At 61.7% G+C, this 13,480-nt stretch carries 13 protein-coding genes; 7 read left to right on the plus strand and 6 right to left on the minus strand.

Annotated elements, in window-relative coordinates; translation table 11 throughout:
- Nucleotides 1-114: 114 nt before the first annotated feature.
- The gene (gene choX / locus BM110_RS23510; protein ID WP_093514264.1) at nt 115-1,029 is read right to left on the minus strand and encodes a choline ABC transporter substrate-binding protein; all 915 of its coding nucleotides are present in this window, start codon (nt 1,027-1,029) and stop codon (nt 115-117) included.
- A 16-nt stretch (nt 1,030-1,045) separates the two neighbouring features.
- Complete coding sequence (gene betC / locus BM110_RS23515; protein ID WP_093514265.1) at nt 1,046-2,560, minus strand: choline-sulfatase; 1,515 nt, start codon at nt 2,558-2,560, stop codon at nt 1,046-1,048.
- Between the two features lie 103 nt (nt 2,561-2,663).
- On the opposite strand from betC, the gene BM110_RS23520 reads away from it, so the two are divergent.
- The 6 genes from BM110_RS23520 to BM110_RS23545 all read left to right on the plus strand — a co-directional run bounded on the left by BM110_RS23520 (nt 2,664) and on the right by BM110_RS23545 (nt 8,221).
- Nucleotides 2,664-3,614, plus strand: a complete 951-nt coding sequence (locus tag BM110_RS23520; protein ID WP_093120181.1) for a choline sulfate utilization transcriptional regulator — start codon at nt 2,664-2,666, stop codon at nt 3,612-3,614.
- Nucleotides 3,615-3,645: 31 nt separating this feature from the next.
- Nucleotides 3,646-3,975 carry a DOPA 4,5-dioxygenase family protein gene (locus tag BM110_RS23525; protein ID WP_058424390.1) on the plus strand — a complete coding sequence of 110 codons (330 nt, stop codon included), beginning with the start codon at nt 3,646-3,648 and terminating at the stop codon, nt 3,973-3,975.
- A 96-nt stretch (nt 3,976-4,071) separates the two neighbouring features.
- Nucleotides 4,072-5,031 (plus strand): 2-dehydro-3-deoxygalactonokinase, encoded by a 960-nt coding sequence (locus BM110_RS23530; protein ID WP_092241478.1) that lies wholly within the window; start codon nt 4,072-4,074, stop codon nt 5,029-5,031.
- A 1-nt stretch (nt 5,032) separates the two neighbouring features.
- On the plus strand, nt 5,033-5,653 hold the full coding sequence (locus tag BM110_RS23535; RefSeq protein ID WP_092241476.1) for a 2-dehydro-3-deoxy-6-phosphogalactonate aldolase: 621 nt from the start codon (nt 5,033-5,035) through the stop codon (nt 5,651-5,653).
- A gap of 47 nt (nt 5,654-5,700) precedes the next feature.
- Nucleotides 5,701-6,849: a galactonate dehydratase gene (gene dgoD / locus BM110_RS23540; protein ID WP_003170741.1), complete on the plus strand. Its 1,149-nt coding sequence runs from the start codon at nt 5,701-5,703 to the stop codon at nt 6,847-6,849.
- 67 nt (nt 6,850-6,916) lie between these two features.
- On the plus strand, nt 6,917-8,221 hold the full coding sequence (locus BM110_RS23545; protein WP_092241474.1) for an MFS transporter: 1,305 nt from the start codon (nt 6,917-6,919) through the stop codon (nt 8,219-8,221).
- Between the two features lie 38 nt (nt 8,222-8,259).
- Here BM110_RS23545 and BM110_RS23550 read toward each other — a convergent pair whose 3' ends face one another.
- The 3 genes from BM110_RS23550 to trpB all read right to left on the minus strand — a co-directional run bounded on the left by BM110_RS23550 (nt 8,260) and on the right by trpB (nt 12,127).
- Nucleotides 8,260-9,918, minus strand: a complete 1,659-nt coding sequence (locus tag BM110_RS23550) for a BBE domain-containing protein (RefSeq protein WP_093514266.1) — start codon at nt 9,916-9,918, stop codon at nt 8,260-8,262.
- 173 nt (nt 9,919-10,091) lie between these two features.
- Complete coding sequence (gene trpA / locus BM110_RS23555) at nt 10,092-10,901, minus strand: tryptophan synthase subunit alpha (protein ID WP_092241470.1); 810 nt, start codon at nt 10,899-10,901, stop codon at nt 10,092-10,094.
- Complete coding sequence (gene trpB / locus BM110_RS23560) at nt 10,901-12,127, minus strand: tryptophan synthase subunit beta (protein ID WP_092241468.1); 1,227 nt, start codon at nt 12,125-12,127, stop codon at nt 10,901-10,903. The genes trpA and trpB overlap by 1 nt, the downstream gene beginning before the upstream one ends.
- Before the next feature lie 110 nt (nt 12,128-12,237).
- Between trpB and BM110_RS23565 the strand changes: the two genes are divergently transcribed.
- Nucleotides 12,238-13,134, plus strand: coding sequence for a LysR family transcriptional regulator (locus BM110_RS23565; RefSeq protein WP_093514267.1), 897 nt, complete (start codon nt 12,238-12,240; stop codon nt 13,132-13,134).
- On the opposite strand, the gene BM110_RS23570 is transcribed toward BM110_RS23565, so the two are convergent.
- On the minus strand, nt 13,131-13,457 hold the full coding sequence (locus BM110_RS23570) for an ElaB/YgaM/YqjD family protein (RefSeq protein WP_093514268.1): 327 nt from the start codon (nt 13,455-13,457) through the stop codon (nt 13,131-13,133). The two genes, BM110_RS23565 and BM110_RS23570, sit on opposite strands and share 4 nt — an antisense overlap.
- Nucleotides 13,458-13,480: the final 23 nt, after the last annotated feature.

Consider the following 13,480-nt stretch of genomic DNA (forward strand, 5'->3'; position numbering starts at 1 on the left):
GGGCCTATGTGGGAGGGGGCTTGCCCCCGATGAGGGAGTGTCAGTTGATACATCCATGGCTGAGACACCGCTATCGGGGGCAAGCCCCCTCCCACATTTGAATTGCATCAGGCCTCAGAGTCTGGCTTTAACTGCAGGGAGTGCGTCTTTACCGTCCAGTGTTTTTACACCCTCAAGCCACTTATCCAATACCGCCGGATTGGCCTTGATCCACGTCTTCGCCGCATCGGCGTTGCTGACCTTGTTGTTGGCGACCTCGGCCATGATGCCGTTCTCCATCTCCTGGGTAAAACTCAGGTTGGTCAGCAGTTTTCCTACGTTCGGGCAGGCCTGTGCGTAACCCTTGCGGGTCAAGGTATACACGCTGCCAGTGTCACCAAAGTATTTCTCGCCACCCTTGAGGTAGCGCATTTTCAACTGCACGTTCATCGGATGCGGGGTCCAGCCGAGGAAGGTGACGAATTTCTGTTTCTTCACCGCTCGCGACACTTCGGCCAGCATCGCCTGTTCGCTGGACTCGACCAGCTTCCACTGGCCCAGGTCGAAGTCGTTCTTCTTGATGATTTCCTGCAACGAGATATTTGCCGGCGCGCCGGAGCCGATGCCGTAGATCTTCTTGTCGAACTTGTCGGCAAACTTGTTCAGGTCGGCAAAATCATGCACCCCGGCGTCCCACACATAGTCGGGCACAGCGAGAGTGAACTCGGTGCCGTCGAGGTTTTTCGCCAGTTGCACCACATCGCCATTGGCCACGAACTTGTCGTAGAAGCCCTGCTGTGCCGGCATCCAGTTGCCGAGGAACACGTCCACCTGGCCGTCCTTGAGCCCGCCGAAGGTGATTGGCACCGCCAGGGTGTCCACCTTCGGTTTGTAGCCCATGCCGGTCAGCAGGAAACCGGCGATGGCGTTGGTGGCTGCGATATCGCTCCAGCCCGGATCGGCCATTTTTACCGTTTCACAACTGGCGTCCGCGTACACGTTGGCGCTGGTCAGTACCAACAGGCTCAACATCACAGTCAACTTTTGCATGGCCTTCCCTCTGTATTTATTGGTTTTGGCAGGGTTGTGGATAACGTGCCTTGCGCTCCAGGTCGTCGAGGTCGATATGGTTGCGCATGTATTGCTGACTGGCGTCCACCAGTGGCTGGTGATCCCAGCTCTTCAGCTTGCCCTGGGTGAGTGCCTCGAATACCAGGCGACGACGGCGTTGACTGGCGAGCACCTGCTGGTGGATCGCCGGGATGTCCCATTTGGCCCGCGCCTCACTCAAAAACGCCTCGAACAGTGGCCGGTGTTCCGGTGACTGGCTGAGGTTCTCCCGCTCGTGCGGGTCGTTGTGCACATCGAACAGTAGACAAGGGTCGTCTTCGCTGTAGATGAATTTGTAGGCGCCTCGGCGAATCATCATCAGCGGCCTGATGGTGCCTTCGGCCATGTATTCGCCGAACACTTCGTCGTGCCCGCCCTGCCCTTGCAAGTGCGGGACCAGAGAGCGGCCGTCCAGCGGCAGGCGCGGGTCCAGTTCGCCGCCGGCCAGTTCCACCAGGGTCGGCAGCAGGTCGGCGGTGGACACGGCTTGCGTCACTCGGCCCGCCGCGAATTGCCCCGGCGCACTGACCAGCAGCGGTACGCGCGCGGCCATTTCGAACCAGTGCATTTTGTACCAGAGCCCGCGCTCGCCGAGCATGTCACCGTGGTCGCCGGAGAAGATGATGATGGTGTCATCGGCCAGGCCGGTGTCTTCCAGGGTCTGCAGCAGCTTGCCGACATTGCTGTCGATGTAGCTGCACGCGCCGAAGTAGGCGCGGCGCGCATCGCGGATCTTATCCACGGGCAGCGGTTTGTCCCACAGGTCGTAGACCTTGAGCAGGCGCTGGGAGTGGGGGTCGAGTTCAGCCTGGGCAGGCGTTGCAGGCAGGGGGATGTCGGCGTCGTCGTACAGGTCCCAGAACGGCTTGGGAATGGTGTACGGGTCGTGCGGGTGGGTCATCGATACCGTCAGGCAGAACGGTCGTTCGCCGTCTTCGCGGATATGGTCGAACAGGTATTGCCGGGCCTTGAACACCACCTCTTCGTCGAAATCCAGCTGGTTGGTGCGCACGCACGGGCCGGCTTGCAGCACCGACGACATGTTGTGGTACCAGGTGGGGCGCACGTGCGGCTCGTCCCAGTTCACCGCCCAGCCATAGTCGGCGGGGTAGATGTCACTGGTCAGGCGTTCTTCGTAACCGTGCAGTTGGTCGGGACCGCAGAAGTGCATCTTGCCCGACAGCGCGGTGCGGTAGCCGAGGCGGCGCAGGTAGTGAGCGTAGGTCGGCACGTCGGCGGGGAAATCGGCGGCGTTGTCGTAGGCGCCGATCTTGCTCGGCAACTGACCGCTGACCAAGGTAAAGCGCGACGGTGCGCACAGCGGGCTGTTGCAGTACGCGGCATCGAACACCACGCCCTGTGCGGCGAGGCGGCTCAGGTTGGGCAATTTGATGGGGGAAGGTCCGTAGAACGGCAACATCGGCGCGGCCATTTGATCGGCCATGATGAAAAGAATGTTCTTGCGCTTCATGATCTATCGGCATTCCATAGGCGGTGTTTATGCGAATGAGCATGCAGCCCATGGAAAATGGGGTAAAGCCCATGAAAAGCAATGTCTAGGATAAGCACCGCTTATGTATGAAGCCCTTGGCGACCTGTCCCTCGATCTGCTGCGCGCGTTCGAAGCAGCGGCGCGCCACCGCAGTTTTACCGCCGCTGCCATGGAACAGGGCACCACCCAGCCCGCGATCAGCCAGCAGATCAAGCGCCTGGAGGAACAACTGGCGATCCGCCTGTTTGATCGCATCTACCGTGGCATTGAGTTGACCGATGCCGGCGCCCTGTTGTTCGAGCATGTGCAGGGCGGTTTGCAGGGCATCAACCAGGGACTGAGCCTGATTACCCAGCAGGATCAGCATGAAGTGCTGCAAGTGGCGACCGACTTCGCCTTCGCCGCTTATTGGTTGATGCCGCGTTTGCACCGCTTCCACCAGGCCAACCCCCAGGTGGACGTCAGCCTGGTGACTAGCGAACGCAACCACGCGACCTTGCGCAGCGATATTGATGTGGCGGTACTGTTTGGCGACGGCCGTTTCAAGCAGGGCGATAGCCTGTGGCTGTTCAACGAGGAAGTGTTCCCGGTGTGCAGCCCGCAGTGGCTCAAAGAACAGGCCACGCCACTGACTAAGCAAAATTTGCACGATTTTCCGTTGTTGCACCTGCGCCAGGAAAACAACAGCCAGTGGTTCGACTGGAGTGGCGTGTTTCGCGAACTGGGCATCACCACTGCGCCCACCCCCGGCCAGTTGCGCTTCGATAACTACACCCTGTTGATCCAGGCTGCGATTGCCGGCCAGGGCGTGGCCATCGGCTGGCGCCATCTGGTGGACAACCTGCTGGAGCAGAACTGGCTGTGCCGACCGATCCACGACACGGTGATCTCGCGTTTCGGCTATTACGTGGTGCAACCCCAGCGCAAACGCCGAGGGCAGTTGGTGGAGCGGTTTGTCGACTGGCTGGTGGCCGAGCAGGCCAGCAGCGCGCAGTCGCTGACCGGACTGGCCCTGCCATCGATTGCGGTCTAGCATCTGGCGCATATTGGATCCGGAGTCCGTCATGCAACGTATCAAGGGCTATCACGCCCATATCTACTTCGACGCGAACACTATCGAACAGGCACGCACCTTGTGTGAAGACGCTGCCAAACTGTTCCCGCTGCGCATGGGCCGTGTGCACGAGCGGCCTGTAGGGCCGCACCCGGACTGGAGCTGCCAGTTGGCGTTCGACCCGGAATACATCGGTGTGGTGTTGCCGTGGCTGGTGATCCATCGCAATGGCCTGGTGGTGTTCCTGCACCCCGATACCGGCGATGACCTGAAGGACCACACTGACTATGCCGTCTGGATGGGGGCAATGCGGGAGCTGAACTTGTCAGCCTTTTCTTAAATTAAATCCCTAAATATGGGATTGATATTTATATATTGAGACTTTCTGCGCCGTAGGTTTATATTCGCTGCATCCGCTCAGAACTCAGGTGAAGCGATGCAGGCGCAATTGATCGCGCTCGATTGGGGTACCAGTTCCCTTCGTGCTTATAAACTCGGCCCCGTCGGCGCAGTGCTGGAACAGCGCTCGCTGGCGTGGGGCATCATGCATTTGCCCAATGAACCCCGGGACATTGCTGGCGTGCGTTGCAGCGATGGCTTCGAGTTGGCGTTCGATGCGGCGTGTGGTGACTGGCTCGACGCCGAGCCCGGTTTGCCGGTGATTGCCTGCGGCATGGTCGGCAGTGCCCAGGGCTGGAGCGAAGCGGCTTATCGCAACACCCCTGTCGATGTCGCCAGCCTTGGCCAGGCGCTGCATAAGGTGCGCAGCCTGCGTGGCGTGGATGTGCATATCGTGCCGGGCGTGATCGAGCAGATCGGCTTGCCCAACGTGATGCGCGGCGAAGAAACCCAAGTGCTGGGCGTGCTTCAAGGGCTGAGCACCAATGGGTTGATCGGCCTGCCCGGCAGCCATTCCAAGTGGGTCGAGGTGGTCGATGGCTGCATCACTCACTTCGACACCTTCATGACCGGCGAGCTGTTTGCGGTGTTGAGCAAGCACAGCATCCTCGGGCGTACCCAGCAACAATCCGCGCAATTCCAGGCTGACGCCTTTGACCGCGGCGTGCAGGTGGCGCTGTCCAAAGACGGCGAGCGCGGCGTGCTGTCGACGCTTTTCAGTGCGCGCACCCTGGGCCTCACCGCTGAACTCACTGCCGAGCAGCAGCCCGATTACCTCTCCGGCTTGCTCATCGGCCATGAACTCGCCGGCCTGCCCGGCAGTGCCCGGCACAAGCCGATCATCCTGGTCGGCGCCGCGCCCCTCTGCGCCCGCTATCAACGCGCCCTCGCCCTCTGCGGCTTCGCCCACGTCAGTCTGGCGCAGGAGGCCACCGAGCGCGGACTGTGGCAATTGGCGGTGGCATCCGGGCTCACTCAACCTGTATTAGAGGCCTGACATGCTCAAGCACGCACTCGCACAAAACGGTTTGATCGCGATTCTGCGCGGCATCCGCCCGGACGAAGCCCAGGCCGTCGGCCAGGTGTTGTACGAGGCCGGGTTTCGTGTGATCGAAGTCCCGCTGAATTCGCCCGATCCTTACACCAGCATTCGCACCCTGCGCGACAGCCTGCCCGCCGATTGCCTGATCGGCGCAGGCACGGTGTTGCTGCCTGAGCAGGTCGAGCAGGTGAAGGCGGCCGGTGGCCAGGTGATCGTGATGCCCCACAGCGATGCCAAGGTGCTGCGAGCGGCGAAAGCCGCAGGCCTGTTCCTGTCGCCAGGTGTTGCGACACCGACCGAAGCTTTCGCCGCCCTGGCCGAAGGTGCTGACGTGCTGAAGCTGTTCCCCGCCGAGCAGATGGGCCCGGCGGTGATCAAGGCGTGGCTGGCGGTACTGCCGGCAGGCACCTTGCTGCTGCCGGTCGGCGGCATTACCCCGGACAACATGCAGGTGTTTGTCGATGCCGGCGCCAAAGGGTTCGGGCTGGGTTCCGGGTTGTTCAAACCGGGTATGACAGTGGATCAGGTAGCGAGCCGTGCCCAGGCTTATGTCGCCGCCTGGAAAGTCCTGAGCTGACATCAAGTTCCGCGCCCCTGGCGCTGCATCTATAAGAGAGACAAGAGATGAAAATCACCAAACTGACGACCTTTATCGTCCCGCCGCGCTGGTGCTTCCTCAAGGTCGAGACCGACCAGGGCGTGACCGGCTGGGGTGAGCCCGTGGTCGAAGGCCGCGCCCATACCGTGGCGGCTGCCGTCGAAGAACTGTCCGACTACCTGATCGGCAAAGACCCGCGCAACATCGAAGACATCTGGACCGTGCTCTATCGCGGCGGCTTCTACCGCGGCGGTGCGGTGCACATGAGCGCCCTCGCCGGTATCGACCAGGCGCTGTGGGACATCAAGGGCAAGGCCCTCGGCGTGTCCGTCAGCGACTTGCTCGGCGGCCAGGTGCGCGACAAGATCCGCGTGTACTCGTGGATCGGTGGTGACCGCCCAGCCGACACCGCCCGCGCTGCCAAAGAGGCTGTGGCTCGAGGCTTCACCGCGGTGAAGATGAATGGCACCGAAGAACTGCAATTCGTCGACAGCTTCGAAAAGGTCGACCTGGCCCTGGCAAACGTCGCCGCTGTGCGTGATGCGGTCGGCCCCAACGTCGGCATCGGCGTCGACTTCCATGGCCGTGTGCACAAGCCCATGGCCAAGGTGCTGATGAAGGAGCTGGATCCGTACAAGCTGATGTTTATCGAAGAGCCGGTGCTCAGCGAAAACTACGAAGCGCTCAAGGAACTCGCGCCGCTGACCAGCACCCCGATTGCCCTGGGCGAGCGCCTGTTCTCGCGCTGGGACTTCAAGCGTGTGCTCAGCGAAGGCTATGTCGACATCATCCAGCCCGATGCTTCCCACGCGGGTGGCATCACCGAAACCCGCAAGATCGCCAACATGGCCGAGGCCTATGACGTGGCCCTGGCACTGCACTGCCCGCTGGGTCCGATTGCCCTGGCGGCGTGTTTGCAACTGGATGCGGTCTGCTACAACGCGTTTATCCAGGAGCAAAGCCTGGGCATTCACTACAACGAGAGCAACGACCTGCTCGACTATGTGCGCGACCCCGGTGTGTTCGACTATGACCAGGGCTTCGTGAAGATCCCCAACGGGCCGGGGCTGGGCATCGAGATCAATGAGGAATACGTGATCGAGCGCGCGGCCATCGGCCACCGCTGGCGCAACCCGATCTGGCGGCATGCCGACGGCAGCTTCGCCGAGTGGTAAGCACCCTGCAGGAGCCGGGATGCCGGCTCCTGCAAGCCCTCAATAAGCATAAGAAGAGGCAACCCCCATGCACCCTGAATCCTTCACCGGGCAGGCTTCTTTAGTCACGCCTACCAAAAAGCGTTTTTTCATCATGGTGCTGCTGTTCATCACCGTGGTGATCAATTACCTCGACCGCAGCAACCTGTCGATTGCAGCCCCGGCGCTGACCAGCGAACTGGGCATCGACCCGGTTCAGGTCGGGCTGATTTTCTCCGCGTTCGGCTGGACCTACGCAGCCATGCAGATCCCTGGCGGCTGGCTGGTGGACCGCGTGCCGCCGCGCATTCTCTATACCGCCGCGCTGATCTTGTGGTCCATCGCCACCGTGATGCTCGGCTTCGCTGCCAGCTTTATCGCGTTGTTCGTGCTGCGCATGGCGGTGGGTGCCCTGGAAGCCCCGGCGTATCCGATCAACAGCCGCGTGGTCACCACCTGGTTTCCCGAGCGCGAACGCGCCACGGCGATTGGCTTCTATACCTCCGGGCAGTTTGTCGGGCTGGCATTCCTCACGCCGGTACTGGCCTGGCTGCAACACGCCTTCGGCTGGCACATGGTGTTTGTCGTCACCGGTGGCGTTGGCATCCTGTGGGGGATCATCTGGTACGCGGTGTATCGCGAGCCGAAGGATTTCAAAGGCGCCAACGCCGCTGAAATCGAGCTGATCCGCGAAGGCGGCGGCCTGGTGGACATGCAGGAAAAAACCGCCAAGGCCCCGTTCAGCTGGGTCGACCTGGGGATCGTGCTGAGCAAGCGCAAACTCTGGGGCATCTACCTGGGGCAGTTCTGCCTGAACTCCACGCTGTGGTTTTTCCTGACGTGGTTCCCCACCTACCTGGTGAAATATCGCGGGATGGACTTCATCAAGTCCGGCCTGCTGGCATCGTTGCCGTTCCTGGCGGCGTTTGTCGGCGTGCTGTGTTCCGGGATCTTTTCCGACTGGCTGATTCGTCGCGGTGCGTCGGTGGGGTTTGCGCGCAAGTTGCCGATCATTGGCGGGCTGCTGATTTCCACGGCGATCATCGGCGCCAACTATGTGGACTCGACGGCCTGGGTGATTGCGTTCCTGGCGGTGGCGTTCTTTGGCAATGGCCTGGCGTCGATTACCTGGTCGCTGGTGTCGACCCTGGCACCGGCCCGCCTGTTGGGGCTGACCGGTGGGGTGTTCAACTTCATCGGCAACCTGTCGGCGATTGCCACGCCGATTGTGATCGGCTTTTTGGCCAGCGGTGATTCGTTTGCGCCGGCGATTACCTACATCGCGGTGCTGGCCTTGCTCGGGGCGCTTTCCTACGTGTTGCTGGTCGGTAAAGTCGAGCGGATCGAGTTGTAAAAACGGGCGACCTTGCGGTCGCCCTTTTTCATTTCGGCTCAGGGCACCGACATCTCGTTACGGAACACATTCAGCGGGTCCCAGCGCTGCTTGGTGCGGCGCAGGCGGCTTTCAATCATGAGGTCGGGGAAGAAGATCTTGTACCACTGCGGGTTGGGTCCCTTGCTGGGGTCGCCGTCGATAAACAGCATGTCGCGGTCGGGGTAATTGATGTAGCACCCTTCGAACTGGGCATTGACCGGAACGCCGTTGTCATTGGCAAATGCCGCGAAAAACAGTCCCTGGATCCATTGCGCATGGGCTTGATCCGAAGTGCTGCTTTCGTCACGCCAATAGCATTGTGGTTGCCACTTCAAGTAGGACGAACGCTGTGCAACCGATGATTCCCGCCGCACGGCGGCGCTGGCCTGATTGATTTGCCCGCCGAAGGACTGGATCTGGATCAGGCTTTGAGTCAGCCGTTTATCGGGATCGTCCCACGTCAGCGTGTCCCAGATCGCCTGCAGCACAGTGGCGGTGAAAATACCCTTCTGGTAGGCCGACTTATACCGGCCACGCTGGTTGGGCCCTGAGCCGTTGAGTGTCTGCTGGCAATGCAGCCAATCCATTCGACGGGCCGCCGCCAGGGCAGACGCCAGTGAATTGATCGTCGGCCCTGGCGGGTTGCTGCGTGGCAAGTGGGTCGCTGGGGAAGGATTCAGGCATTCGGTAGCGGGAATGCCAATGGCATTGAGCATCGAGCTGACAAAGTCTTCAAAGGGCGCTTGATCATTCAGCTCGCCCTGCTTGTCCACGTAATGAACATCCATCGTGACGTTGCCAGTGTTCTGATGGCGCATCTCAAGTTTGGTCGCCAGGCCCCAGGTGTCCGGGTTGGCCTGGTTGCGGGCAAACCAGCCCTGATAGGCCGCCAGCAATCTGTCGAGGGCTGGCTTGGTCAGCAGGGACCAGTCCCATTCCAGTACCAGCCACAGCACTTCCTTGGGGGCTTGTGGCAAACGTTCGAAGTAGTAACTGGTGATAATCCCGAACTGCCCGCCGCCTGCGCCGCAGCAGGCGGCGAACAGATCCAGTTCGTCCTGTTGGGTGCTATTGCGGGCGACATGCACAGGGACCAGGCCGTTGCCCTGGGCGTTCGGCACCAGGATGTCGACGCCGCTCAACCAATCGCACACCAGGCCATCCTTGCGTGACAGCAGCCCGTAGCCACCGCCGCAAATATGCCCACCCAGCCCGACCGAATAGCACGAGCCGCCGGGCAAGCTCGTGTTGGCCAGTTTGTACAGCGCCACATAGGCATCCCAGTTCTGGCCGCCCGCTTCCAGGCGGTAGCTGTAGCGATGAGGCGAGGCGGGCACCAGTTGTGAGGCAATCTGCCCCGTGGCGTCGTAGACCACTTGGTTCAGTTGGCTGATATCGATGATCGAGAGCACTTCGTTGGGACTGCCGGGCATCTTGTTCGCGACAAAACCCTCATAGCAGTGGCCACCGCTGCGCACCGTAATCCGGCCATCGGGGATCGCCAACGCCTGGGCGGCGGCGTCGATGATGTCCTGGGGGCTGTAACAGAGATAAATCAAGTTGGCGCCGTTCGACGACGATTCACCCTGCACATTGCCCAGCGGCCAGCGCAGGTTGAAACCTTTTTGCAGCGTTGAATGACGACGATCCGCAGCGGTAATGAGATCAAATGCCATGATGTACTCCAAAGAGCCAAGAATGACTTCTGATGCGACTAACTTAACGACCGGGAGGGCAAGGAATGCGGGGCTTGCGCAGGCGGTTAGACGGCAATAGGCATGAAGTGCGTTGAGGGAGGACGCAATGTCCACCCTCAAGCCTAGCGGAAAAAGCTGAAAGCGCCGGGCGCTTACTTACGGGCGTTACGCACGCCTTCCGACAGCGCCGCACACAGGCTCAACACGCCGTCGATGGCTTGCTGGTCGTTCTTGGCATTGGCGATGTGATCGATCAGCGCCGAACCCACCACCACACCGTCGGCCAGCCGGGCGATGGCCGCCGCTTGTTCCGGTGTGCGGATACCAAAGCCGATGCTGATCGGCAGGTCGGTGTGGCGGCGCAGACGGGTCACGGCTTCTTCGACGTGTTCCAGGGTCGCCGCACCGGCACCGGTCACGCCGGCGACCGAAACGTAATACACGAAGCCTGAGCTGCCGTTGAGCACGGTAGGCAGGCGTACGTCGTCGGTGGTCGGTGTGGTCAGGCGGATAAAGTCGATGCCTGCGGCCTGGGCCGGGTCGCAGAGCTCGCCGTTATGCTCGGGCGGCATGTCGACCACGATCAGGCCGTCGACCCCGGCTTCCTTGGCGTCGGCGATGAACTTCGGTACGCCGTATTTGTGGATCGGGTTGAAGTAGCCCATCAACACCAGCGGCGTGTCGTTGTTGTCCTGGCGGAACTCGCGGACCATCTGCAGGGTTTTCACCAGGTTCTGCCTGGCATTCAACGCACGGATGTTGGCCAGCTGAATGGCCGGGCCGTCCGCCATCGGATCAGTGAAGGGCATGCCCAGCTCGATCACATCGGCACCGGCGGCCGGCAGGCCTTTGAGGATCGCCAGGGAGGTGTCATAGCCAGGGTCGCCAGCGGTGACGAAGGTTACCAGGGCGGCACGGTTCTGTTCTTTCAGCTGGGCGAAGCGGGTGTGCAGGCGGCTCATCAGTGTTTCTCCTGCTGCGACTGTTCCATATGGTGCATGACGGTTTGCATATCTTTATCGCCACGCCCCGACAGGTTGACCACCATCAGGTGATCCTGCGGCAGGGTCGGGGCGCGCTTGAACACTTCGGCCAGGGCGTGGGCGCTTTCCAGGGCCGGAATGATCCCTTCCAGGCGGCAGCATTTGTGGAAGGCGTCGAGGGCTTCGTCATCGGTCACCGAGGTGTACTGGACGCGGCCGATGTCATGCAACCAGGCGTGTTCCGGGCCGATGCCGGGGTAATCCAGGCCGGCAGAGATGGAGTGGGCGTCGATGATCTGGCCATCGTCGTCCTGCAGCAGGAAAGTACGGTTGCCGTGCAGTACGCCAGGTACGCCACCGTTGAGGCTGGCGGCGTGCTTGCCGGTTTCGATGCCGTGGCCGGCAGCTTCCACGCCGATGATCTCCACGCTCGTGTCATCCAGGAACGGGTGGAACAGACCCATGGCGTTGGACCCCCCGCCGATGCACGCCACCAGGCTGTCCGGCAGGCGGCCTTCCTGGGCTTGCAGTTGGTCGCGGGTTTCCTTGCCGATCACGGCCTGGAAGTCGCGCACCATGGCCGGGTACGGGTGCGGGCCGGCCACGGTGCCGATCAGGTAGAAGGTGCTGTCGACGTTGGTTACCCAGTCACGCAGGGCTTCGTTCATCGCGTCCTTGAGGGTGCCGGTGCCGGCGACCACCGGGATCACTTCGGCGCCCAGCAGCTTCATGCGGAACACGTTGGCCTGTTGGCGCTCGATATCAGTGGTGCCCATGTAGATCACGCATTGCAGTCCAAAGCGCGCAGCCACGGTGGCAGTCGCCACGCCGTGCATGCCGGCGCCGGTCTCGGCGATGATGCGTTTCTTGCCCATGCGCCGCGCCAGCAGGATCTGGCCGATGCAGTTGTTGATCTTGTGTGCGCCGGTGTGGTTCAGCTCTTCGCGCTTGAGGTAGATCTTGGCGCCGCCACAGAACTCGGTCAGGCGCTCGGCAAAATACAACGGGCTTGGACGACCGACGTAGTCACGTTGGAAGTAGGCCAATTCCTCGTTGAACGCCGGATCGATCTTGGCCGCTTCGTATTCTCGGGCCAGGTCTAGGATCAACGGCATCAGGGTTTCAGCGACGTAACGGCCGCCGAACGCGCCGAACAGGCCGTTGACGTCTGGGCCGTTGCGTAGATCGGTCTGGGACTGAGTCATGGGACGCTCCAGGAGAGAATGGGTGTAGGAAGCAATGAGGGCCACTCTACCCCTGACGTCCTGCGCTGAAAACCGATAAGATCGCCGCAACCTGTCAGGAAAACTCACAGATGAGTCGAGACCTTCCACCCCTCAATGCCTTGCGTGCCTTTGAAGCCACCGCCCGTTTGAACAGCGTCAGCCAGGCAGCCGAGCAATTGCATGTGACCCATGGGGCGGTCAGCCGGCAGTTGAAAGTGCTGGAGGAGCACTTGGGCGTGAGTTTGTTCGTCAAGGAGGGGCGCGGCCTTAAACTCACAGATGCCGGTACTCGTCTACGTGACGCCAGCGCCGAGGCGTTCGAGCGGCTGAGGGACGTGTGCGCCGAACTGACCCAGAGCAGTGCCGACGCACCGTTCGTGCTGGGTTGCTCGGGCAGCTTGCTGGCGCGCTGGCTGATCCCGCGCCTGGGGCGCTTGAACGCGGACCTGCCGGACCTGCGTCTGCACCTGTCGGCGGGTGACGGTGACCTTGACCCGCGCCGCCCCGGCCTGGATGCCCTGTTGGTGTTCGCCGAGCCACCCTGGCCTGCGGATATGCAGGTGTATGAACTGGCCAGCGAACGCATCGGCCCGGTGATGAGCCCGCGTTTCGCCGGCTACGAGCGGCTGCGCCGGGCACCCGCGTCGGCGTTGTGTGGTGAAGCGCTGTTGCACACCACCTCACGTCCGCAAGCCTGGCCCAGTTGGGCGCGGCAACACGGCATCGAACCCGGCGCGTTGAAACACGGCCAGGGGTTTGAGCATTTGTATTATTTGCTGGAGGCGGCAGTGGCCGGGCTGGGCGTTGCGATTGCGCCAGAACCGCTGGTGGTCGAAGACTTGCGCGCGGGTCGCCTGGTGGCGCCGTGGGGTTTCAGTGAAACCCCGGCGCACCTGGCGTTGTGGCTACCCAAGCGCGCCGCGGACGGACGCGCCGGGCAACTGGCGCAGTGGCTCAAGGCTGAGCTGTTGCGCCAGCCAGATTAGTCACCGCGCTTGCACAGCAGGTAGGCGGCCAGCAGGCCCAGTGCGCCTATGGCAACACCGGCTGTAGTCCATGGGTGTTCTTGTGCGTAGTCCCGGGTTGCAACACCGGTTTCGCGAATTTTGACTTTGCTTTCTTCGTAGGCATCGCTGATCAGGTGGCGGGAGTGCTTGAGGGCATTCTCGGCATTGCTTTTCAGGGCCTTCAAGGTTTTGCGCGATTCGTCAGACGCATCGTCCTTGAGGCTTTCCAGAGACTTGAGCAGGCTCGAAATCTCGGCTTCCATGCTTTCCAGCGACGCTTTGCGTAAAGAAGTGTTGGCCATGTGGACTCTCCTGAAGTGATTGA

This window comes from Pseudomonas sp. NFPP28, assembly GCF_900115535.1.
Classification (GTDB): domain Bacteria; phylum Pseudomonadota; class Gammaproteobacteria; order Pseudomonadales; family Pseudomonadaceae; genus Aquipseudomonas; species Aquipseudomonas extremorientalis.